The organism is Candidatus Brocadia sapporoensis (assembly GCF_001753675.2).
Lineage (GTDB): Bacteria > Planctomycetota > Brocadiia > Brocadiales > Brocadiaceae > Brocadia > Brocadia sapporoensis.
In genome coordinates, this window is sequence record NZ_MJUW02000122.1 from 58,041 (window position 1) to 81,898 (window position 23,858).

Consider the following 23,858-nt stretch of genomic DNA (forward strand, 5'->3'; position numbering starts at 1 on the left):
GATAATTCACGAATTGTCATGATGCTTTAATATTGACGGAAAACAGATTTAGGAGGAAACATCACATTTGTCTTTTCAGGATAAAAGGCAGATGTACCTGATCCTGTTTATAGTCACCGGTAAGTGCATACATGATTATATTTATACCGAGACGAAACGCCATAGACCTTTGTGTCTCACCACCGGGGATTACCTGATACTCCCAGCTTCCTAACGGATCTTTTGCCCAGGCACCGCCCAGATCGTTCTGCGAGTAAATAATAGCTGCCCGGTTTTCTATCGTTATACCTTCCAAATAAGATTTTTCTATAGTCCTGCCGTAGGCCTGATTCAGTAAATAAAAGGATTTGAAAATGGTATGGTCCTTTGGTAGTTTTTCGAGTAATTTATCCGGAAACAGGCGCTTGATTTCACGTCGAATAGATTTATCAAACCCAAAATCGCTCTTTCCCAGGCAGTCATCAATTAAGAGTGTTCCGCCAAATTCAAGGTATAATTTTAAATTGCTCATCTCTTTTTCGCTAAATGGTGGAAATTCCTGATCGCCAGACATATAGAGAAATGGATATTCGAAGATCTTGACATCATCAGCCCGAAAGATTACGGTATCGATGCGCGCCTCAACACTGGTTCGTTTGGTAAGTTCCCACATAAGACGTTTTCCCACATGAGGCCGTGGATTCCAGTTTCCCCCTGAATATTCCAGTTGGGCAAAGGCAAACTTTGAAGCTTCTCCCATAGCAAGTATATGATGAGGTAAAAACAGGAAACCACCCATTGCGCAGATGACACAGATAAAGAATCTGAGATATCTGTAAATAATAGGCCATGGAAACACAGAGATACTGAAACTATAAAACATAATCTTAATTCTCAATTTTAAAAATAACTTTGAGTTCTGACAATCGCAAAGCTGTTCGGTTGAATATGTCCTGCCAGATCCAACCTTAACAGTTTTAGACAAAGCCCTTGTTATTTTTCTTTGTTTGCAAATATTTCAGAGGTTCTGTCTTTTACTACTTTTTCGGTCATTGTATTCCTCCATGGGTTGATTCTAAATCAATCTATTCCCAATCGAAGTACCTCCACCCGTGGTAGCTATTTCATTGTCCATCTACGATACCTCTGGGATTCCAAGATTTCTCCATGTCTTTAGCAGATGTTTGCATAGAGGAATCGACTGTTTATCGGTAAGCTGACTCGCCCAGACAGTATGACCTGTAACATCAACCGTGTGAAACGTATAAAACCAGATAACCTTGCTCGCACCTCTGGGATATCCTGGTCGGTGAAGTTCCCTCATCTTTTTTGGCATAACATAAGAATAGCGGTGTTTTTTATCACTTTTCTTCTGCATCTATCCCAGAAGATGCAGAACGCCGTATCTTGCGAGCCTCCGGCTTTTCTCGAAGGGAAAGTATTAGGGTAGTCAATCGACCAGAATTCTTGCTCCAAACTTGTCTCGATGCATGACTGCAACCTCTGAGACCTTTGTGCCTACATTCTTTGTGTCCTGTGCTAAGCCATTTATGCAGTCATCCACGGCTCCTTTGTATCGACAGAAGTATCTTGTTGAATCCCGCGCCCTTCCTTATTCAACGGAATTGTTAGATACGTTTTTCACATCATTTTTGACTCTTCATCGTCTCATCCCCCAAAATGTTTTTGGAGAAAGTTTTGACGTTGTCGACTTGAGTTTGCGGTATTATGATATAACCCGTTAATCTCTCATGGAACTTAAATCTTATTACCTTGCCGTTCTGGGTTTGTTGACAATGCCTTTTCCATAAGATCTTTTTTAAAATCAATATCGATTTCGTCTGCCTCTTTACTATATCCAATCTTCACTTTTATCACCCCTTGTCTTTTCGCAAGTCTATCGATATCTTAATTTACTTCGGTTGATATTTTGAGATTATCCTGAGCTTTTCTAGAAATGCCTCTGCTACGCTGCTTGATTTTATCAGGACGGATGCCTCGTGGTTCTTCCTGAGTGCACTGTATGTCCAGTTCGTACTTCCCAAAATAGTGATATAGTCATCTATGATCAATATCTTGTTATGGGTAACGCGATCGATGCTGTCGTAATATACAGGAACCTCATTTTTCTTGAGCAACTCATAGGCATTGCTGCTTTTCCTCTCCGTTTTTTTCTTTTTTTTCCCTGTTTCCCAGAACATAATATTTTGATCAAAAATCACACTCACGGTGACACCACGCCGATGAGCGTTAATGAGATCATTTACCAGATTATATTCCCATCCACGATTATACTTAGGATTAATGTCGGCCAGGTACATAACACACACAATAGATTTTTTTGCGGCAATTAATACTTGATGTACCTGTGGATAATAGTCTTCGTCAACGAGAGGTGTGACATCATCGGCAGGCAGACCAAAGGAAGACGCGCTGTAAAAGGCGCACAGAAGAAAAATGACCGTGGTGGAAAATTTAGTTATTATATGTTTCTGGTATTTCATAAAATATCCCAATCCATAGTTTATTGTAAAATTCCCATTGCAAATGAGGGAGCAACATCTTCTATCCGTACCGAAACCATTGAATTTTTGATCGTGTCAGGGCCTTCGAATAAGACCTTGATGTACCGTTCGGAATATCCACATAATTTGTTCGTTTTGGAATCTCTTTCCTTTTCTACGAGCACTTCTGCATAAGCACCTAGAAATTGCTTTTTATAGGAAAAGGCTAAAGTTTTTGCCGTAACATCTAACAGTGTTTTTCTCCGGTTAATAGTTTGAGGTGAGCAATGGTTGTTCATCTTCGCCGCTGGAGTGCTTTCTCGCACGCTAAAAGGGAATATATGCATACGGCTAAAACCCGCTCTCTTGCAGAGGTTAACGGTGTTTTCAAAATGCTCGTCTTGTTCTCCTGGAAAGCCAACTATGATGTCCGTGGTAAATGATGGTATATTAATTTTTGAACGGATGTCATCAAGTATCTCCAGATATTGCGATGAGGTATATCTCCTGTTCATCCTCTTCAGAATAGAATCATCTCCACTTTGTAATGGAATATGAAAGTGAGGGCAGATCTTTTTTGAATGCAACATGAGGTCAATTAAATCATGAGTTATTTCATTTGCTTCAATAGAGCTTAGTCGAAGTCTTTTTAGCCCGGACAAATTACTGAGTGTCTGAATAATATCCAACAAGCGGTAACTTCCCCGGGTGTCCTTGCCATAAGCCCCCAGATGAATACCGGTCAGTATAATCTCTTTAAAACCATTATCAATTAAACGTCTCGCTTCTTCCAGAATGTCCTGCGGTCTTCTGCTCTTGATACTCCCCCGAACGTAAGGGATGATACAATAGGAACAGTACTGGTCACAGCCATCTTCTATCTTCAGGAACGCCCTTGTATGGCCTGCAAATTGGCTTATCTTAAGATGATAAATAGCTTCTTTTTCTAGCCCGGGAATAGATGCATCACCCCCCCATTCCCTTCTTTTTGAAAGGGGGATTCGGGGCACCGTGTCCCTACAGACAATCTCTGCTATTTGTGCTTCTTCAGCCTTAGTAATCACAAAGTCGACACCTTCCAGTTTTTTGACAGCTTCGGCATCTGCCTCTGCATAACAGCCGGTAACAACTACCGTTGCATTAGGGTTTTTACGCTTAACCCTTTTGATGTGTTGCCGTGATTTATCGTCACTGGCTGAAGTGACTGTACAGGTGTTGATTACGTAAAGGTCAGCGGCTTGTTCAGGAACGGTTTCTACAAATCCTTTAGCAGTGAGAGATTCACGGATGGCCTGGGTTTCATATTGATTGACCTTACACCCCAGCGTAATAAAGGCACACGTCTTCATGTTTTGACTGGATTTGCAAGATAGTATCAAATATAAAATACTTGACAAGTATTGCCATCGATGTACACTACTATTGACGAATTAATTGTAAGGGGCTTATCAGCCATGGATAGGCATGAATTTATACGAATGTTTTTTTCATTCGTGGCCGATTAGCTATGCGTGATTCTATCAGACTATACACTTGTTTTAAAGAGAAATTCAGATGATTGTCGGCGTACCCAAAGAAATTAAACCGGATGAATATCGGGTGTCCCTGATTCCTGCCGGTGTGGAGGAGATGCTGAAACACGGGCATACCGTGCTGATAGAAAAGGACGCTGGTTCAGGGAGTGGCATCCCTGACCTGGAATACAAGCGTGCAGGAGCCAAAATTGTTGCAGGGCCTGAAGAAATTTATGAACAGGCGGGGCTTTTAATAAAAGTGAAAGAGCCTCTGCCTAAAGAATATCATCTTCTCAGAAACGACACCACGGTCTTTACGTTTTTTCACTTTGCCGCCTCAAAACAGCTGACGGATGCAATGCTCGGGGCTCGAGTGGTGGCCATTGCCTATGAGACGATCCGTGACGAACATGGTCAACATCCGATCCTGACTCCAATGAGCGAAGTGGCAGGGCGGATGTCCATTCAGGAAGGTGCAAAATATTTGGAAAAACCCATGCATGGGCGCGGGATACTTTTAGGTGGAGTCCCCGGGGTAGCCCCTGCGGAAGTGGTTATTATCGGTGGAGGCATCGTAGGCACTAATGCCGCAAAGGTGGCTGCAGGGCTTGGCGCACGAGTTACTATTCTCGATGTCAATATAGGCCGGTTACGATATCTGGACGACATTATGCCCAAAAACGTTGTCACGATCATGTCGAATACCCAAACTATTCGTGAGAAGGTTCGCGATGCCGATTTGCTCATTGGCGCCGTGCTGATCGAAGGGGCACGGGCGCCACATGTCGTAACAAGAGAATTGGTTCAAGCGATGAAACCTGGTGCAGTAATAATCGACGTAGCCATAGATCAGGGGGGATGTGTAGAAACGAGTAAACCCACAACTCATAGCAATCCCATTTACAAGGAATATGATGTCATCCATTACTGTGTGACCAATATTCCCGGTGCCGTAGCATGCACATCTACCCATGCATTAACCAATGTTACCTTGCCCTACGCCCTGGAGATCGCTGACAAGGGATATGAACGCGCAGCCCGTGAGAATCCTGCCATAGTACGAGGTATTAACATGGTAAAGGGAACACTTACCAATAAGGCTGTTGCTGATGCCTTTGGGATGCCCTATAACGCGTTAGGATAGCGAAAAGAGCATGTACCGAGTGTGCCGAGATACTCTTTTAGCGCCTCTTGCCACGACCTCATCGTATACCCGCTTGCCATAGTATATTTTGAGCAATTTAAAGAAGAATTCTGAGGCACCGTAGCCGCTCGTTTATAATCCCCCGTTTTCACTGGACATACTGATACCTGGTCGCCAGTTAGCTCAAAAATCTTCTTTGCCCATTCGTAACGTGAACATGTTCCTGTGTTTGCCACATGATATATGCCCTGAAGATTCTTTGAAATGATAATCCAGATGGCATACGAAAGATCGGCCGTATAGGTTGAAGTGCCGAACTGATCGGTCACAACGGACACCGAATGGTTCCTGTTTCCCATATCCAGCATGGTGGTTACAAAATTTTTTTTATACTGACCGTAAAGCCAGGAAGTTCTGATAATCGCATATGTGCCGATCGTTTCCTGAATGGCAAGTTCACCCTTATATTTTGACTTGCCGTAGATGGAGAGCGGGTTAGGGTGATCCGTTTCGACATAGGATCCGTTCTTTGTGCCGTCGAATACGTAATCAGTGCTAATATGAATAATCTTTGCACCTGCTTCTTTTCCCGCAATTGCAATATTTTTTGCGCCCGTGGTGTTGACAGCAAAGGCCTCTGCTACGTATGTTTCGCATGCATCCACATTCGTGAATGCGGCGCAGTTAACAATAACGTCTGGCCTCTCCTGAGCTATGAATCTGGACGTATCCAAGCTTTGTGTAATATCCACCTGTGCATGATTTGCACCAATCACAGTGAAAGGAGGAACTGTTGTAAGGGTGAAGCCAGGCAACCGGCTGACCAAGTCTCTGCCAAGCATGCCTTGTGAGCCAAGTACAAGTATTTTCATGCCTGAAGCGTATCGGAGTGCAATTGATAAACTCGTTTGTACTCGCCCTCTTCTGACATCAGGGATTTATGGCTGCCCGCTTCTACAATACATCCGTTTTTCATTACAATAATCCGGTCGCAATGAAGTATGGTGGAAAGTCGGTGGGCAACGATGATGGTTGTTTTCCCGGTAATCAGGTTGTTGAGTGCATCCTGTACCAGTTTTTCAGACTCATAATCAAGGGACGAAGTTGCTTCATCTAAGAGTAAAATTGGCGCATTTTTTAAAATGGCACGGGCAATGGCAATCCGTTGACGTTGCCCCCCTGATAATTTCAGCCCTAATTCACCTACTACAGTATCATATCCTTTGGGGAGATCGATAATATAGTCATGAATATTGGCAGACTTTGCTGCTGAATAAATCTCCTCATCTGAGGCACCCTTTCTTCCGTAAAGGATATTTTCACGAAGACTGCGGTTAAACAGAAATGTTTGTTGGGAAACGATGGCAATTTGTGCCAGAAGGGATTCATGTTTAATTTTCCGTATATCAATCTTGTCAATTTTCACACTGCCTTTGACAGGATCATAGAAACGGGGTATCAAATTGATAAGCGTCGATTTCCCTGCCCCGCTCTTGCCGACAATAGCAACAATTTCTCCTTTGCTTATCGTAAGATTAATATCCTTCAGGATATAGTCTTTGCCATTATCATAAGAAAAACTAACATCATCAAATGAGATGCCTTCATGAATATTTTTCAGGGCAACGGCTTCGGGATGATCTTTTATGGCGGGTTCGATCGCAAATAGTTCAAATACCCTATTGACACCAGCCAGAGACTCTTGCAAACTTGCATACCCCTTTGCCAGTTTCTTGATGGTCGTGATTACCATAAAACCAATGGCAGTAATAAACCCGCCCAGTTCTCCGGGCGTGATTTTCTTTGACATAATCACATACCCACCTAAAATGATCAGGATCGCGAGTCCCAAAGTATAAACAAACTCACTGGTACTTGTGTTAATCGCCTTCGCCTTGGCCAGTTTCATCCTTTTCATGAAAAATCGGTTACTGATTTCATGGATTTCGCGACTCTCTTCGGCCTCCATTTTAAACGCCTTTACAATTCGAATCCCGGCAAACATCTCCCGAAGTGCGTCGGTAAGGTCAGAAAGATGTCGTAAACTACTCTTTCCGTGTTTCTTGATCTTTTTTCCCATAACCAGCACAGGAATGAATATTGCCGGAAAGGCGATGAGGATCAGCAAAGATAGCTTCCAGCTAAAATAAAATGCAAGCGTCAGACCGCAAATCAGCTTTAGCGGTTGAAGCAGGATATCATCAAAAAGCACCGTAAGTCCTGACTGTGTTACCGCGATATCGTTTGTTAATCTGGAAAGGAGATCGCCACTCTTCCTGTTCTCAAAAAAACTCAGCGGCTGAGGAAGTAAATGGTCGCATACCTTGTTCCGGATATCCACGACAACAGCCCACATGACAAGGTTTCTGAAATATTGCTGAAAATAACACGACAGAAAAATAATAGGGGCAAAGATCGCCATGGTCACACCAATGCTGGTGAATGAATTTGTGGCAAGCCTTTGGAGTTTTTCTATAAATGAGAATTTGTGGAATACCTGTTTCTTAAACTGTTTCACAAGAGAAGGTTTTTTATGTGATGGCGCGTCCTGGTCTATGTCGATCTTTGGCAGAGCAACAATTGTATTAGTATTCCCCAAAAGCAGTTTGTCCACGATAGGTTTGATTAATGAAATCTGAATGCCATTTGCTGAAGTATAAATAACCATGCTGAAAATGGCCAGTGCTACATATTTCCAGTAGGGTTTTGCAAATAACAACAATCTGGCACATTCACCAAAAAGACCTGATTTTTTCATGGTTTCCTTTGCAGGGTATAAAGTGAAAAGTTTGGAAAAATTGCTTTGTTTCGGGACGAAGGAATAAACACGGGGCGGTAAATCAGTATTATATTTTGATATCAGGCACGTACTTCTTGTATCACGGAGTGAATGGTATCACATAGCGGTGTGTTTTTCAATAAAAGATTTGTGATAATCTCTGACCCGAACAAGTCAGAAAGGATAAAACCCAATACACGGAATTTGTGAGTCAATCCTGTTAGGGTTAATCTGTGCATAATTTTACCAAAAATTTAAAGATGTCTTTTATGAGATATTATTGGAGTACGGATACCAGAGGAAACGGGAAGACGGGGAAATAAAGGAAAAACAAAAAATAATTAAATTTCCTTGAAAGACTTATAAATCAAAGTAAAATGAAACCGTTGAAAAACAAGGCCGGAAATATTTGAATGATGATTTTGAAATTGTTTCCAATTTTGGCCTTTGGATCGTGGGTTTTCTATAAACGGATGGATTACTTCCCTTAATACAGGGTCTTTTTCTTATAATAAATAAAATACACCATGATAAAAAGGTGGGTGTTTTTCCCTCCAAACAGGCCACTTCAGACGGAGATTGCCAGCAAACTTAAGATATCACCCTTATTAGCCCAGGTGCTTGTCAATCGTGGGGTTGCTGATATTGCATCTGCCAGAAGTTTTCTCCAGCCACAAATATCCTCACTCGGAGACCCATCACTTCTCCCGGACATTGAAAAAGCATCGATTCGCGTTAACCAAGCTATACGAGAGGGAGAAAGAATTGTCATTTATGGGGATTATGATGTTGACGGACTTTCAGCTACGGCGCTTATGTACCGTTGCTTGAAATTGCTGGGAGCACAGGTCAGTTACTATATTCCGGAGAGGCTGGAGGAGGGATACGGTTTAAATGCCGATGCAATTCAAAGACTGAGGAAGGACGGTGCGGACGTTATTCTGACCGTGGATTGCGGTATCAATGCCTGCAGGGAAGCAGATATTGCACGCATGTGCGGTATCGATCTGATCATTACCGATCACCACCGCCCCGGGCAGGAAATGCCCAATGCCTTGGCTGTGGTTAATCCAAAACTGCAGTCCCCAAACCATATTTTCCGGGATCTCTCTGGTGTTGGCATTGCTTTTAAACTGGCATGGGCTATCGGTCAGAATTTTTCTTCGCAGAAAAAGGTGTCTCCTGACTTTAAGGATTTCCTTCTAAGTGCCATGGGGCTGGTGGCATTGGGGACAATTGCGGATGTGGTGCCACTCGTGGGCGAAAATCGTGTTGTTACGAAATATGGATTGCATGCATTACAACACACCGAAATTCCCGGGTTGCGTGCGCTTCTCGATGTAGCAGATCTTTCCAGGATAAACCTTGATGCCTTTCATGTGGGATATCGTCTGGGACCCCGGCTAAATGCCCCGGGCCGCATAGGAAGTGCAGGAATCGTTGTTGAACTTCTGACGACAACCTGCAAGAACCGGGCTACAGAAATTGCCAATTTTTTGGAACAGGAGAATAAGAGAAGACAAGAAATCCAGGTTGATATTCTGGTATCAGCCAGGAAAAAAATCATGCATGAATTAAATTTAGATGAAACGACCGCAATCGTACTGGCGGACCATGCCTGGCACCCCGGAATCATAGGAATTATTGCTTCGAAAATGGTAGAAGAATTTAACCGCCCTACCGTGATGATTGCCGTAGCGGATGACATTGGCCATGGTTCAGCGCGCTCTATTCCCTCGTTCCATATTTTGGAGGCGTTGGAAAGTTGCAGGAACACGTTACTTTCTGTGGGTGGCCATGCACAGGCGGCAGGGCTAAAGATACACCCGGATAATATAGACGAATTTCGTAATATGCTCAATATGGCCACCTCTCAAAGACTTTGCAAAACAGACCTGGTGCGTATCTTGAACATCGATGCAGAAATCACGCTTTCCATGGTATCAAAGGCCGTTGTTGCGGAACTGGGGCGTCTATCCCCTCACGGCGAGGGAAATCCCATTCCCTTATTTGCCGTCACAAATGTAAAAATCGTTGGGCAACCACGCCGTATCGGTTCAAAGGGACAACATCTGAGTTTCTATGTCAAACAGGGAGAAGTTGCTGTCAGGGCTGTTGCCTTTGGCATGGGAGAACAGATAGATAGACTGAAACAAAACGGGAGAACGTGCTCACTGGCCTTTGCGGTAAAAATAAATACCTGGATGGATGGTGAGCAGCTTGAGCTGGAGGTGAAAGACATAAGATTTGATAATGACTAAGGAACGCAATCAATGTTCTAAAAGAATGGCGGCGGACTGTGGAGAAACTAGGACAAGGTACAAAGGGATGTGTTGTTATTGGCAAGATCGATAGCAACACGAAGCAATATTGCGCCAAAGGGGTTTTTGTTGCAAACACTTCACATTTTGGATATTTATCAAAAATGATATAAATTAAAACACGAATACCTTTGCACTTGGGTTTCTAATGATTCGTCCGTACTTCGTTCCCTCCCCCAATAGATTAATTGTAGATGCAGCGTGTATGCTCCGACAAACCATGGTTTCTGACTCTAAAAAATGACTGGCAGCCTAATTATTGTTCTTTTCCAGGCTGGAAAGATACTTTCGTAAATGGTTTAATCTTGCCACGACCGTTCCGGTAAAACCAGAACTTGCCATGCTAAATAGCCCTCTGTGTATCATAAAATCAAGGTGCCTTTCTAAAAAATTCAACAGCCCGTCTGGATTAAACCCGGCTTTTTGTGCATACAAAACACCCTTTACATCGGCATCTTTTTCAAACTCTTCCAGGTGGGTAGTTAAAAGTAATGCATTCATGGAGGACTGAAGCTCTTCCTCATGGCGAGAATTGATTTCCATAATCTCGTAGTATAATTTTGAGGCGTGTCTCAGGGATGCATGGGCAACTTCGTGGCCAATAATCCCTGCCACCTCATCTTCCGTTCGTGCAAATATTAATAAACCATAGGTTAGGTATATATGCCCACCCGGGGCGGAAAACGCATTGATTGAAAAGGATTGAAGGATTGTGCAGGTGAAGGGAAGGGTGTTTCTGTCAGATACGGCAACTACCTTTTGTACGATGTTGTTAACAGCTTTATTAAAATCGGGATCGTCTTCCAGGGAAAACTGACGCCGTATATACTCATCCACCTGGTTTCCAAACCCGATCTCTTCAGCATCGCTCATTTCTGCCGGAGTATCTTGGAGTTGCCAATTATCATCGGCTACCAATTGTTTCGTAGAGAAGAAAATAATTACAGGAACGAATATGATAAATAACGTTCTCTTGAATGCTGCCATGGTACAACCCTGCCACAATCAAACCAATTACCCTTTCTTCTTCCTATACGCAAGGCGGAAACTTCTTCGCGAGCGCTCCATTGATCAAGAAAGAGAAGTAAAAGATCTCTCTAAAAAAGAAGCCTTAAAGAGAATACCTTGAGCCAGAGTTTCATATCACTTTCACATATGTTGCCTGAGGCCCTTTTTCACCCATTTCTTCAGCAAAACGCACCTCCATACCAACAACCAGTTGATTAAATTTTTGGTTCTGAACACTATTCTTGTGGAAATAAATCTCGCGATTATCCACGGTGGTAAGGAAACCATAACCCTGGTCCGGAAACAGCGTTTTAATAAGACCATGGAGTGCTTTTGTATGCTGTTTTATATCTCCACGCTGTCTGCTTGCAAAATCCTCCAGCTTACGACGAGCATCTTGAAAGGCGTCTCGTATGGCAAGATAAAGATCTGTGTTTGGATCGAGTTTTATCACAAGTTCTGCACCAGGAACAGTGATATCGATATGCAGGTTGTACAATGATCTATGGGGAAGTGCCTCAACGGTGATCCTGCAGCTTGTAATTCTTCCATAATATTTATCTAACTTCTCTGCATGCTCACGAATATTAGCCTTGATCGGTTCGGTGAGTTCCAAATTTCGCGATGTAATTTGTAATGGCAGTATCACGCGTTATCCTCCTCTGTCTTTTAAAGTGGAGCGGGCGAAGGGAATCGAACCCTCATACCCAGCTTGGGAAGCTGGTATTCTACCACTGAATTACGCCCGCTTTATATTTTTACTGTGTGTAATCTCGACACTTCCAAATCTTGTCCCCACATAGTTTTTGTAGGACATGAAATCGAATGATTTGTCACGGGTAAAGATTGGGTATAACGAAAACCCTGATACGTACCCCGACGCTCAAATTCTCGTATTATTCCATCAGTTATTTCCGTCTTGCTGACCTTCCATACGGGTGAAAGAAGAAAATTGCCATGCGTATCACCCACGAGTCGCTGGACGGTAACATCTGATGGAATACGTTCTAAAAAATCGACAGCTAGTTTGATATACGCATCCCTATCTAAGGTCTGCACTTTACCTTGGAAATATTCTTCAGCCAATACCGTATTTTTGGCGACATACAAATGATGAAGCTTTATGCCCTGTATACCTAAACCTGCTACTGCCTGAGCGGTTTCCATCATCTCTTCTTCCGTCTCGCCGGGTAATCCCAAAATAACATGAACACATATATTGATGCAAGTTTTTTTTGTGCGATGTACGGCATCCAGAAATATCCTGGAGTTATGCCCTCGGTTAATTCGCTCTAAAGTCTTGTCATGAATGGATTGAAGTCCATACTCAATCCATACATGGTATTTTTTTGTATAACCGTCGATAAGGCTTAAAATATCATCGGTGATGCAATCTGGCCTTGTACCGATAGAAATTCCTACAACATCCCTGTCACTGAGCGCCTCTTCATAACAGGATTTTAATGTTTCAATATCAGCATAGGTATTAGTAAAGGACTGGAAATATGCAATAAATTTCTCTGTACCATATCTTCTTTTATGGAACTCTTTACCCCTTTCAATTTGCTCCTTTACAGGAAGAGCATTTCCTTTGACATTAGGGCTAAAACTTTCATTGATGCAGTACGTGCAACCACCTAATCCAGCGCGTCCATCACGGTTAGGACATGTGAAACCAGCATGAAGCGGAATCTTGTGCACCTTATACGAAAAATGTTCCTTCAGATACTCTCGAAAAGGATAAAACCGATGCTTTAAGAGGTATGGTTTTGGTTGAAAAGAGGAAAATGTGTTTTGCATATTTTCACTTTATCACGAATATAAAAAATTATCAAATACAAACTGTCTGAATATGGCAAATGGAACGCACGTTTACCATAAAATTGTCAGGCAACCTGCTTTACTTATATCTTCATCTTATTCATATCCGTCTTGTAGAATCGGTAGGTATTTTTGCCACGCGCCTTGGCAAGGTACATGGCAATGTCGGCTTTTTTAACCAGGTCTTCCGGATTCTCTGCATCGAGCGGATAAAGACTGATGCCGATGCTAATCGTGGCGTGGATTTCGTGGCCCTCAAACCTGAAGGGCTGGTTAAGCGCATCAATAATTTTGCTTGCAACAATGATAGTATTGAGTGCATGAACTAAATCGGGAAGTATGATGGTAAATTCATCACCACCCGTACGGGCAACGGTATCACCCTTACGCACACATTGCACCAGACGCTCCGCAACTCCTTTCAGCAGCAAATCACCAATGTGATGACCTAATGCATCATTAATGGTTTTGAAGTGATCAAGGTCCAGGATCATAATAGCCACCATCGTTTTATGACGCTTTGCCTGAATTAGCGCCACTTTCAAGCGGTCCCGAAATAAATTGCGATTGGGTAAGTTGGTGAGAGTATCATGGTAGGCCATATAGGTAATGAGGGACTCAGAATGTTTGCGTGCAATTGCATTTCCTATGATCTCTGCAGTGATTTGCAACTGCGTAATATCTTCCTCATGCCACGGTTTAATAGCTGCGATGCTGTCAAAGCCAACAAACCCGACCAATTCCTTTGCGGCATTTACGGGTAGAATCAATATCGCCTTGATACCTCTTTTTTCAAATTCCAGCTTTTCAGCAGCAGCCTCAGCAGGCATTTGCGAAACATCTGCAATATGAATTACATTGCCAGTTCTTAAGTTTCCCATAAGCCAGGGAAACATTGACGTAGGAAGATTTTGAAGATGCTGAATTTCAGGCACAACCCCTTCTGCATGCCATTCATTGGTGTTGTCCATAAAGGCGTCATTATCCCGGAACTGAAAAAGGTACGCCCTTCCGGCTGCACTCAACTTGCCAACGTCAGCCAGTGATTTGAAAACGGCATCATTAAAATCTGAAAAGGCGACAAATCTTGAGGAGATGTTGGCAATTGTCTTTTCGAAATCTATCCGGTGCATAAGGGCCTCCTCTGATCGTTTTCGTTTGATGAACTGGCCGATCTGATCACCGACAGAGGTCATTAATTTGAGCAGGTCGTCATCGGCCGGTTGTATCTCATGGCTAAAAAATTCAATTACACCAAGAATATTTTTTCCAGCCATGACAGGGAAACCAAATGCCCCGTGTAACCCTTCTTTGGCCGCGACTGCAGCGCGGGGAAAGTTCGAATCGGAAACAACGTTGGTAATCCAGAGGGGAGTTTTGGCAGTATAAACACTGCCGGGCAATCCAGCGCCAAAGGATAAGGCAATCTGTCTGGTAAGCGCCTTAAATTCCGGAATTTCTACTGATGGTCTATGCCAAATTTCAGAACAACGCAACATATCGGCTTCTTCTTCAACAGTCCAGAGTGCCCCGACATCCCATTCCAGGCTTTCACACAAGGCCTGAAGTATTTTTGGGGTGGCTTCTTTGAACGTGTCCGCCTCTGTTAGCGCGCGGTTTATGGTGTACAAAATGTCCCTTCGCCTTTTCATCCGTTTCTGTTCCGTAACGTCAGACAATATAATCAAAACCCCAACCACCGCCATCTCCGGATTTCGCAAGAGAGAGGCATTCATAAGCAAATGAAATACTTTCACATCATCTGAACGGATACCAAAGGAATACGCCAGACTCACCTCAGCTCCTTGAATAACTTTATTATGTAAAATATCTTTAATGTGAAAATCCTTATAACCCTCGTCCCCGTTTTTTATTTGAACAGGAAAGGCCGTTTCGAAAATTTTGGACACTGGATCGTTGCCACAAAGAGCATGAGCGGCTTTACTGGCACAAATAATCCGGCCATTCATATCGCACGCCACGACACACTCCATTGTTTGCTCGAGGATAGATTGTGACAAGCATACACCGGTGATGATGTCTCCATTTTTTTTAAGTTCGTTTTCATTAACGGTTACGAAGCGCACTTCATTTTCAACCTGACGATCGTTTTTTGTTTTATTCCGATTTCTCATGGTACATCTCGTCACGTGTTGTGAGTAGGATTAAAAATTTATCCCGAAGCGGATTCCGGGATAAATCCAACAGCAGTACTATTTCCATAGTGAGTGTCTTGTACAAACTTCAGGTTCTTTTTTATCAGAGATATACTATATTTTAACGAGAGTCAGATTTATCATTCAACGATTTTTTTTATGCTCACCGAAATATTTTTTTGGGTCATCGTGGAAACGAGTGGGTAATTTTCGCATTTTTATATCTCCGGAAGCATACAGGTCAGAATTTTTAAGCGAAGATATTCTTCATCTCTTAGACCGTAGGCCCGTCGCTGGATAACCCGGATTTTGTTATTCAATCCCTCGACAAAACCCAAAGAAACTTTATTCTCCGGTTTTTTGTATGCAGCAATTCCATCCCAGTGCCTTTCTATCATCTCAGCAAACTTCTCATAGGGTTTAAGCCTCTGTCACGGTAAAGACTTTTTCCAGTTTTCGAAAGAATGTCTTGCCCATCCCTCCGACTTATAATTCCATAGCTGCCCCAAAGACCCTCTCCGTATACACGCAATAATGATCCTCCTCCATCAACCCCTCTTTCACCTTTCTTTATGCCTCACCACAACCTTTTTCTCCAAAGTTTTTACCCACTCATTTCCACGATAATCCTTTTATCAAAGTTCCTAACAATGAAAAAATACATTCAGTTTATCAAGAACTGAGAAACTCGGGCGCTATTGCCACTTAAATTTGTCTGAACTGTTGTAAATACACCATTAATAGTATAACTCCGAAAGTAAAAATAAAGCAGTCTCGATAACGACAAACCTTGGGTGACCTGGGGGGGGGCAAAGTGTATGGTCTTTAGATAAAGACAACCTTACTGCCGAAAGATGAAAAAATACAGAACAAGACAAGTAAGAAAAATGTATATGAAAAAGAGGCTGTAAAAGGGACATGGGAAAAAAGGTTGTGAGGGTGTCTTTCTTGCACAGCTTTTTTCATTTCCGATTTCAAGAAAAGCCCGGCTGTATCATGAGCGTATTTGTCATAATGTTGTCGGGCTTTTTTGTTCCTTCAAAAGAGCCTCCGTAAATGTAATGGCGGGCGTTGATTTGACAAGCGTTAAAGAACTACTGGGGCATAAATCCATAACCATGACTTTAAGATATGCACACCTGGCACCAAGGGACAAGAAAAAAGCGGTTAATATGCTTGATCAAGTGATGAGAACTAACCAAACAGAAGGAAGTTTTTTTCAATTCCCCAGAGTAATTCATAACCGACAAGTCATAAGTCCTTGCAGGATATGGTGGGCGCTAGTGGATTCGAACCACTGATCCCTTGCGTGTGAAGCAAGTGCTCTAGCCGCTGAGCCAAGCGCCCAAATTATGACATGTTATTTTTTTTCCATTTTACGAAAAATTCAGGCTGATTTCCATCCCAAAAACTTTGCTCAATTGGTTGGCTGTCGATCCGTGAATCCTTGATTCAGCATCGCAATCATAGCTTGTGGCTTTGCTTAGGAGTTATTCTTTTTATAAGCAGCACGCAGGAGTAAAATTGTGATAACAAACGAAAGGGTAAACCCGTTTGCCAGCGCAATGATAGGGTCTTTTAAGTGAATTCCGTACGCCAGCCATAAACTGCATCCCACCAGGAGAAGTGTTAACATCATGGGGGAAACGTCATTTAAATTCTTCGTTCTTATGCCACGTATTATTTGAGGGATATACCCTATCGTTGTACAAATTGCAGCAAGTGTGCCCACGATTGACCAAAGCATATTTCTGTTTCTAAAAGGCCTGCTCAAAAGGTATCTAATTTTGTTGGAACTGGAGTACTCTCATGATATGATAAACACTCAAGTAACTTACAGCCCTATTCTTCCGTAATAACGCAGGAGACAGTGGATAGCAAGTAGTGTCTGAACGAAACCACATACTTTTGTCATTTCGACCGAAGGGAGAAATCTTCAAACCCCACAATTTCAATGCTCAAAGGATTTCTCGCGCCGCCCGAAATGACCTGTTTGGTAGTTTTCGTTCAGACACTAATTATAAAGGACACATCTGAATTGCTCATTATATTACCATATTTTTTATAAAATGCATGGGATAATTTAATTGTATAGGAATTTTCATTTTATTTAAACGGGTTACAGGACGGCGCAGGCAAACCCTGCTTGTCAGGGTGATATATTCCAAATCCGTGTGTATATTCAAACACCATGGACAAACAAGTTTGTCCATGCCACCCTGTAACCGAAGGCATAACTTAAACACCCTGAAGGAAAGATTATCAATGGGAATTTGGGATATTGCTGTATTGGTAATTTCGCTCATAATTATGACGGTGGGAATGGCAGGAATTATTGTACCGATAATTCCGAGCACGCCACTTATCTGGGTCGGAGCATTTATCTATGCAATAAGTACTCATTTTGAAAAAGTTACGTGGACAATGTTGTTGTTCTTTGCACTAATGACCATTTTTTCTGTCGTACTGGAAAATCTTGGGAATGTATATGGTGCAAAAAAATTTGGCGCCACGCGGTGGGGAATTCTTGGCTCGGTTATAGGCACCGGTGCCGGATTCTTCTTAGGTGGTCCCGTTGGTTTGATTTTAGGACCCATCGTTGGCACGATTATCTTTGAAGTAATAGGGGGAAAGGATTACAAAGGGGCATTGAAGTCGGGAGTGGGCAACTTTGTCGGTTTTCTCGGCGGGTCCATAGTAAAAATGATCATTGGTCTTGTGATGATTGCTCTCTTTGTGTGGAAGATATTCTTTGGATAAAAGATGATAAATTTCTTGTTCTATTTTAATGAGAAACACCACCTGCACCCTGCAATTGAAATGTCTTGTATTTTTCCAGAAAGACACCTTTTGCACGGAGACGAATCATGAAATTTCTGATTATTGATAATAACCAGGATGACCGTGAGCGGATGAAACAGAATCTTTTAAAAGAGTTTTATGACTTAGAGTTTCTGGAGATTTTTAAACGGGAGGATTTTGATGAGGTTATCGAAAAAGGCAGCTTCGATGCTGTAATTACCGATTATCTCCTAGACTGGACAGACGGATTATGGATTCTCCGGGCGATCAAGGGACAGTTCCCTTATGTGCCGGTAATCATGGTTACTGGTCATGGGAACGAGGAAATAGCCGTAGAAGGAATGAAATCGGGTCTGAGCGACTATATCCTGAAGAGGAAAATGCACGCATTACCAACGGCATTGAAAAAGGGTCTGAGGGATGCCAGTTTTGATGCGGGACAAAATAAATCGGGAAATCATACGAAAGTTTTTTCAAAGCAATATAATGCCACAGAAACTATTTCTGACTATGCTTATTCGGTGCGCGTTGAATCCAACGGTGTCTTCTTATGTGAATACGCAACCGAAGCCTTTGCTTCAATTACCGGATATACCCTTGAAGAAATAGATGGGCATGACGGCTGGTATAGTTTTGTCTGTCCGGAAGATAAATCCGTTTTTCTCAAGCACCGGGATTGTCTTCTTTCTGGCCAATCGAAGACAAGTGAATTTCGCATCATTACAAAAAGTGGTGAAACGCTATGGTTGCGTGATTATGCTCAGCCGGTGTGGGGAGAGGAGCAAGGCCGTGTCATTCATATCTATGGTACAGCACACAATATTACCGACCGCAATCAGATGGAAAGACATATCCGGCTCTATGGAGAAGTCTTAAATAATCTGCAAATAGGCCTGATTGTCTGGCAGTTAGAGAATATCGATGATATAAAAACCTATAAACTTGTTGCCGCTAATACGGCAGCAACCCTATGTACCGGGGTGGCGTTGGGAGATCTTGTCGGAAAGGCCATGACAGAGTGTTTTCCAGACCTCATTGAAACAGAAGTCCCGCAGATGTATGCCGAAGTTGTCCGTTCCGGGAAGGTAAAAAACTTGAAAGAAGATCACTTTTCTGAAAAAGGCAGTATAAAAACGACCTTTTCCGTCAAAGCTTTTCCACTTTCAAATAATTGTGTGGGGATAGCATTCGTGGATATTACTGAAAGCGAGAGGATGCATGAAGAATTAGAAATATTTCAATTACTGTTTTCTGAAATAAGAGATCTCGCATACGTTTGTGATACACAAGGCAATATTATATATGTAAACAAAGTTTTTGAAAAACTTACAGGTCATAAACCTGAAGAATTCTTTGGGAAATCATTTTCATCCCTTTTTGATGCAGAGAACCTGCAAAAAGCAATGGATATTCATAAAAGATCCGTAGCGGGAGAAAGTCTGGAATTTGAACTCAGATTTAAAAAAACGGGAATAGTATGCGAGTACAGGAATTTTCAGATACGGGATAAAAGCGGAAACGTCACGAGAACCATTGGCATTGCCAGAGATATTACGGAACGCAGGAATGCGGAAGAAGCTTTGCGGGAATCTCATAAACGCCTCACTACAATTTTGGATGGACTGAATGCCGTGGTATATGTTGCGGATATGAGGACCTACGAAATCCTGTATACCAATAAATATTTGCAGGATCTTTGCGGGGATACAACCGGCAAAATCTGCTGGGAGACATTTCAGGTGAGTCAGTTAAACCCGTGTAATTTTTGCACCAATCATAAACTTTTAGACGCCAATGGAAATCCAGCAGGTATATACTCCTGGGAATTTCAAAATACCGTTGATGGCCGGTGGTATGCAATTTCTGACAGGGCAATCAGATGGGTAGACGGCCGTATTGTCAGGCTTGAAATAGCAACCGACATCAGCATGCGCAAACAAACCGAAGAGGCGTTGAAAGCCATGAATCATACCCTTCAGGCATTGATTCAAGCCTCGCCGCTGGCTATCATCGCCATTGATCTGCAGGGAAGCGTTACTTTATGGAATCAGGCTGCCGAGCGTATATTCGGTTGGAATCAGCAGGAAGTGGTTGGTTGTCCCCTTCCTATCGTTTCAGAAGAAAAGCAGGAAGAGTTCCGTGCGCTTTGTGAAAGGGTATTACGGGGGGACTCGTTTACCGGCGTAGAGGTGCGTCGGAGGAGGCGCGATGATTCTCCGGTTGACATTAGCTTCTCTACGGCACCGCTGCGGGATGGTCAGGGCAACGTGAATGGCATCGTGGGAGTGGCTGCAGATATTACTCACCTCAAACAAACCCAACTCATCGACGCCCTATTTCACGAGATTGATCAATTTGTACTACGGGGACAATCACCAGATGTTATCTTGCCGTACGTATGCACGCGTCTTACAGAAATATTTGCCTATCCCCTGGTCTGGATCGGTATGAAAGAAACAGATGGTACGGTGAGAATCTCAGCACAAGCCGGTACCCATGGAAATTATCTTAACGATTTCAAGACACGATGGAAAGATCTTCCTGAGCATGAATGCATCATTGGTCTTGCCATTCATACCGGGAAGGCATGCAGTATCATGGATGTAAAAGAATCTGTCTTTCGACGATGCCGGGAACGTGCTCGTCAGTACGGATTGCAATCCTTTTTCACGGCTCCCCTATATTCTGAGGGTAAGGTAATTGGGACACTAAATTTGTATGATCAAAAGACGGATGCATTTGATGCAAAATCAATTCACATGCTGGAAAATCTGGCTGCCCGTATCAGCATCACCTTGTTAGTTGCGAAAGATCAGCAACAATTGCGTCTGCATAGCACTGCAATGGCATCGGTAGCCAATGCCGTATTTATTACCGATAATGAGGGACGCATCACCTGGGTTAACGATGCATTTACCAAGCTGAGTGGATTTACGCCAGACGAGGTCAGCAAACAGACCCCGCGACTATTCAAGTCGGGCAGGCATGATCTCGCATTTTATCAGCAGGTATGGCAGACGATACTTGCAGGAAAGGTTTGGAATGGGGAGGTTATAAATTGCCGAAAGGACGGCAGCCTTTACATCGTGAACCAGACCATTACCCCACTCCTGGACATGAAAGGGAAAGCGCGCCACTTTGTTGCGGTACATGAGGATATTACAGAAAAGAAGGAGGCAGAAAAGCGGATTATTTATATGGCACATTACGACACATTAACAAATCTGCCTAACCGTATTTTATTTAGTGATCGTCTGCGTCAGGAAATGATCCATGCACATCGGAATAAAGGACTGACATCGGTAATATTCCTCGATTTGGACCGGTTTAAAACGATTAATGATACTTTGGGGCATACCTTTGGAGATCTGTTGCTGAAGGCCATTGCGGAACGCCTGAAGAATTGTATACGTGAAGGCGATACGGTGTCACGATTGGGTGGAGACGAATTTATTTTTATTATCTCAGACATTACCCATCCGCAGGACGTCGCTCTTATAGCACAAAAAATTCTCCATGCCCTGTCTGTCGTCTTTCACCTCGATGGGCACGAAGTACATGTGACTTCCAGCATTGGCATTGCCTTCTATCCGCTAGATGCGGACGACATGGACAATCTGATTAAAAAGGCTGACGTTGCCATGTACCATGCCAAAGAGCAGGGCGGGAATTCCTTCAAATTCTACATGGAGGACATGAATATCAATAACCTTGAAAGGTTGATGCTGGAAAATGACCTTCGCAAGGCACAGGCAAACGACGAGTTGACCGTATATTATCAGCCACTGGTTGATCAGAATACGGGTCAAGTTACCAGCCTGGAAGCGTTAATACGCTGGCATCATCCCACTCGGGGAATGCTCTACCCTGATAAATTCATCCCTATTGCCGAGGAAACCGGCCTTATTATTCCTATTGGCGAGTGGGCGCTGAAGACCGCCTGTACTCAAACCAAAGCATGGCACGATGCCGGGTTTTCCGGACTTCGTATTACTGTTAATCTTTCCGTGCGCCAGCTTTCGCAACAGAATCTTGTAAACATGATTACCCGCGTGTTAAAGGAGACAGGTCTTGACCCGAAGTATCTGGAGTTGGAACTCACGGAAGGTATTATTATGCGAAACGATACGGCTGTTCTTGCTGTGCTCCGGGGGTTGAAGTCTCTTGGTATTCTTTTTTCTATCGATGATTTTGGTATCGAATATTCCTCTCTGAGCTATTTGAAGCGCTTCCCTATAGATACCCTCAAGATTGCCCGGTCCTTTGTACAGGACATTACGACAAATCCTGATGATGCGGCAATTGTCACCGCTATCATCGCCGTAGCAAAAAGCCTCAAGATGAGGATTGTTGCTGAGGGTGTCGAAAGCAAAGAACAGGCTGACTTTCTCCGCGGACTCCATTGTAATACTATTCAGGGCTATCTTTACAGCCGTCCTTTATCAGCAGTTGATATAGAGCAGCTCTTGCAAAAAGGCATACCAGGGAATTTCAAATCTCAATAATGCAGTTTCTCAAAATCTCTTTTCTCTGGATAATCACCCTTTGCAAGAAAGAATATGGACATAAAATTACAGAGCGCATCATGCCATATTCTTTATTATTTCATCAGCAAATTCAGAACATTTCACTAATCTGGCGCCCGCCATCTGACGCTCAAGATCGTAAGTCACCGTTTTGTTCCTGATGGTCCTCTCCAGTGCGCTTACAATCATAGCTGCTGGATCGTTCCATCCAAGGTGCTCAAACATCATTACTCCGGACAAAATAACAGAACCCGGATTGACCTTATCCTGTCCTGCATATTTCGGGGCGGTGCCGTGCGTGGCTTCAAAAACAGCAGCCTTATCTCCTATGTTAGCTCCCGGAGCCATACCTAAACCGCCTACCTGGGCGGCACAAGCGTCAGAGATGTAGTCGCCATTGAGATTTGGCGTAGCAATCACATCGTATTCCTCCGGTCTCAGGAGCACCTGCTGGAACATAGCGTCGGCAATCCTGTCTTTTATAACAACTTTACCTTTTGGCGCAACGCCAGCATGCTTCTTGAAGACGTCGTCTTCCGTTATGATGAACCTTGAAAATTCCTCTTTTGCAACCTCGTAACCCCACTCACGAAAGGCGCCTTCGGTAAACTTCATAATATTCCCTTTGTGCATAAGGGTTACACTCTTTAATCCCTTATCGATTGCATATTGTATGGCGCGTCTCACCAGCCTTTTTGAGCCGGCAACACTCATGGGCTTGATACCGATGCCCGAGTCCTTTCGGATCTTTTTCCCCAGTTCTTGTTCAAGGAATGCGATGAGCTTCTTTGCCTCAGGAGACCCTTTTTTGTATTCAATCCCTGCATAAACATCTTCCGTATTTTCCCGGAAAATGACGACATTAAGTTTTTCAGGAGATTTTACCGGACAGGGCACACCTTCAAAATACCGTACCGGGCGGACACAGGCATATAAGTCGAGTTCCTGCCGAAGGGTAACATTAAGACTTCTGATACCACCACCAACCGGTGTGGTAAGTGGTCCCTTAATAGCGACTTTATATTTTTTAATAGCGTTCAGGGTATCCTTGGGAAGCCATTCTCCCCGTTCTTTAAAAGCACATTCTCCTGCAAAGATTTCCTGCCAGCAAATACGTTTTTTTGTCTTGTAGGACTTGCTTACCGCAGCATCAAATACGCGGACGGATGCATTCCAAATGTCGGGACCGGTGCCATCGCCTCTTATGAAAGGGATTACCGGGTTGTTAGGGACTACCAGACGGTTCTTTTCTATTTTTATTACATCGCCATGACCGGAACTGTTCTTCGTTTTAGGCAACTTCT

Annotated in this window: 15 protein-coding genes, 2 tRNA genes and 2 pseudogenes; 5 read left to right on the forward strand and 14 right to left on the reverse strand. The window is 43.1% G+C overall.

Annotation, left to right across the window (positions count from 1 at the left end):
• Window positions 1-61: 61 nt before the first annotated feature.
• The 3 genes from BIY37_RS12765 to mtaB all read right to left on the reverse strand — a co-directional run bounded on the left by BIY37_RS12765 (window position 62) and on the right by mtaB (window position 3,832).
• Window positions 62-862 (reverse strand): DUF4159 domain-containing protein, encoded by an 801-nt coding sequence (locus BIY37_RS12765; RefSeq protein WP_230402530.1) that lies wholly within the window; start codon window positions 860-862, stop codon window positions 62-64.
• A gap of 1,030 nt (window positions 863-1,892) precedes the next feature.
• Window positions 1,893-2,483: a phospholipase D-like domain-containing protein gene (locus BIY37_RS12775; protein WP_070068229.1), complete on the reverse strand. Its 591-nt coding sequence runs from the start codon at window positions 2,481-2,483 to the stop codon at window positions 1,893-1,895.
• Window positions 2,484-2,503: 20 nt separating this feature from the next.
• Complete coding sequence (gene mtaB, locus BIY37_RS12780; RefSeq protein ID WP_070068230.1) at window positions 2,504-3,832, reverse strand: tRNA (N(6)-L-threonylcarbamoyladenosine(37)-C(2))-methylthiotransferase MtaB; 1,329 nt, start codon at window positions 3,830-3,832, stop codon at window positions 2,504-2,506.
• Window positions 3,833-4,037: 205 nt separating this feature from the next.
• On the opposite strand from mtaB, the gene ald reads away from it, so the two are divergent.
• On the forward strand, window positions 4,038-5,141 hold the full coding sequence (ald, locus tag BIY37_RS12785) for an alanine dehydrogenase (RefSeq protein ID WP_070068231.1): 1,104 nt from the start codon (window positions 4,038-4,040) through the stop codon (window positions 5,139-5,141).
• On the opposite strand, the gene rfbD is transcribed toward ald, so the two are convergent.
• Entirely contained in the window at window positions 5,123-6,013 is an 891-nt protein-coding gene (rfbD, locus tag BIY37_RS12790) for a dTDP-4-dehydrorhamnose reductase (RefSeq protein ID WP_070068232.1), read from the reverse strand. The genes ald and rfbD overlap by 19 nt on opposite strands.
• A complete protein-coding gene (locus BIY37_RS12795) occupies window positions 6,010-7,899 on the reverse strand; it encodes an ABC transporter ATP-binding protein (RefSeq protein ID WP_070068233.1) in 1,890 nt (629 codons plus the stop codon). Before BIY37_RS12795 ends, rfbD begins: the two co-directional genes overlap by 4 nt.
• Window positions 7,900-8,447: 548 nt before the next feature.
• Between BIY37_RS12795 and recJ the strand changes: the two genes are divergently transcribed.
• Window positions 8,448-10,181, forward strand: coding sequence for a single-stranded-DNA-specific exonuclease RecJ (recJ, locus tag BIY37_RS12800; protein ID WP_070068234.1), 1,734 nt, complete (start codon window positions 8,448-8,450; stop codon window positions 10,179-10,181).
• 312 nt (window positions 10,182-10,493) lie between these two features.
• Here the strand turns inward: recJ and BIY37_RS12805 are convergent, their stop codons facing one another.
• From BIY37_RS12805 to BIY37_RS13265, 6 genes and pseudogenes are all read right to left on the reverse strand, one after another.
• On the reverse strand, window positions 10,494-11,228 hold the full coding sequence (locus BIY37_RS12805) for a M48 family metalloprotease (RefSeq protein WP_070068235.1): 735 nt from the start codon (window positions 11,226-11,228) through the stop codon (window positions 10,494-10,496).
• 151 nt (window positions 11,229-11,379) lie between these two features.
• Window positions 11,380-11,898: an HPF/RaiA family ribosome-associated protein gene (locus BIY37_RS12810; protein ID WP_070068236.1), complete on the reverse strand. Its 519-nt coding sequence runs from the start codon at window positions 11,896-11,898 to the stop codon at window positions 11,380-11,382.
• A 26-nt stretch (window positions 11,899-11,924) separates the two neighbouring features.
• A tRNA-Gly gene (locus BIY37_RS12815) sits at window positions 11,925-11,998 on the reverse strand.
• Window position 11,999: 1 nt separating this feature from the next.
• The gene (gene mnmL, locus BIY37_RS12820; RefSeq protein WP_070068237.1) at window positions 12,000-13,049 is read right to left on the reverse strand and encodes a tRNA modification radical SAM protein MnmL/YtqA; all 1,050 of its coding nucleotides are present in this window, start codon (window positions 13,047-13,049) and stop codon (window positions 12,000-12,002) included.
• 104 nt (window positions 13,050-13,153) lie between these two features.
• Complete coding sequence (locus tag BIY37_RS12825) at window positions 13,154-15,205, reverse strand: diguanylate cyclase domain-containing protein (RefSeq protein WP_070068238.1); 2,052 nt, start codon at window positions 15,203-15,205, stop codon at window positions 13,154-13,156.
• Between the two features lie 239 nt (window positions 15,206-15,444).
• Window positions 15,445-15,642, reverse strand: a pseudogene (locus tag BIY37_RS13265) (transposase); the annotation flags it as partial.
• 630 nt (window positions 15,643-16,272) lie between these two features.
• Between BIY37_RS13265 and BIY37_RS14450 the strand changes: the two are divergent.
• Window positions 16,273-16,404: pseudogene (locus BIY37_RS14450) on the forward strand (integrase); the annotation flags it as partial.
• 93 nt (window positions 16,405-16,497) lie between these two features.
• Here the strand turns inward: BIY37_RS14450 and BIY37_RS12840 are convergent.
• Together BIY37_RS12840 and BIY37_RS12845 are read right to left on the reverse strand one after the other, a co-directional pair.
• Window positions 16,498-16,573, reverse strand: a tRNA-Val gene (locus BIY37_RS12840).
• 136 nt (window positions 16,574-16,709) lie between these two features.
• Window positions 16,710-16,973: a SemiSWEET family sugar transporter gene (locus BIY37_RS12845; RefSeq protein ID WP_070068239.1), complete on the reverse strand. Its 264-nt coding sequence runs from the start codon at window positions 16,971-16,973 to the stop codon at window positions 16,710-16,712.
• 518 nt (window positions 16,974-17,491) lie between these two features.
• Here BIY37_RS12845 and BIY37_RS12850 point away from each other — a divergent pair.
• Window positions 17,492-17,986: a DUF456 domain-containing protein gene (locus BIY37_RS12850; protein WP_179129407.1), complete on the forward strand. Its 495-nt coding sequence runs from the start codon at window positions 17,492-17,494 to the stop codon at window positions 17,984-17,986.
• 107 nt (window positions 17,987-18,093) lie between these two features.
• Window positions 18,094-22,533, forward strand: a complete 4,440-nt coding sequence (locus BIY37_RS12855) for a PAS domain S-box protein (protein WP_070068240.1) — start codon at window positions 18,094-18,096, stop codon at window positions 22,531-22,533.
• Window positions 22,534-22,611: 78 nt separating this feature from the next.
• On the opposite strand, the gene icd is transcribed toward BIY37_RS12855, so the two are convergent.
• Window positions 22,612-23,853 (reverse strand): isocitrate dehydrogenase (NADP(+)), encoded by a 1,242-nt coding sequence (gene icd, locus BIY37_RS12860; protein WP_070068241.1) that lies wholly within the window; start codon window positions 23,851-23,853, stop codon window positions 22,612-22,614.
• Window positions 23,854-23,858 lie beyond the last annotated feature (5 nt).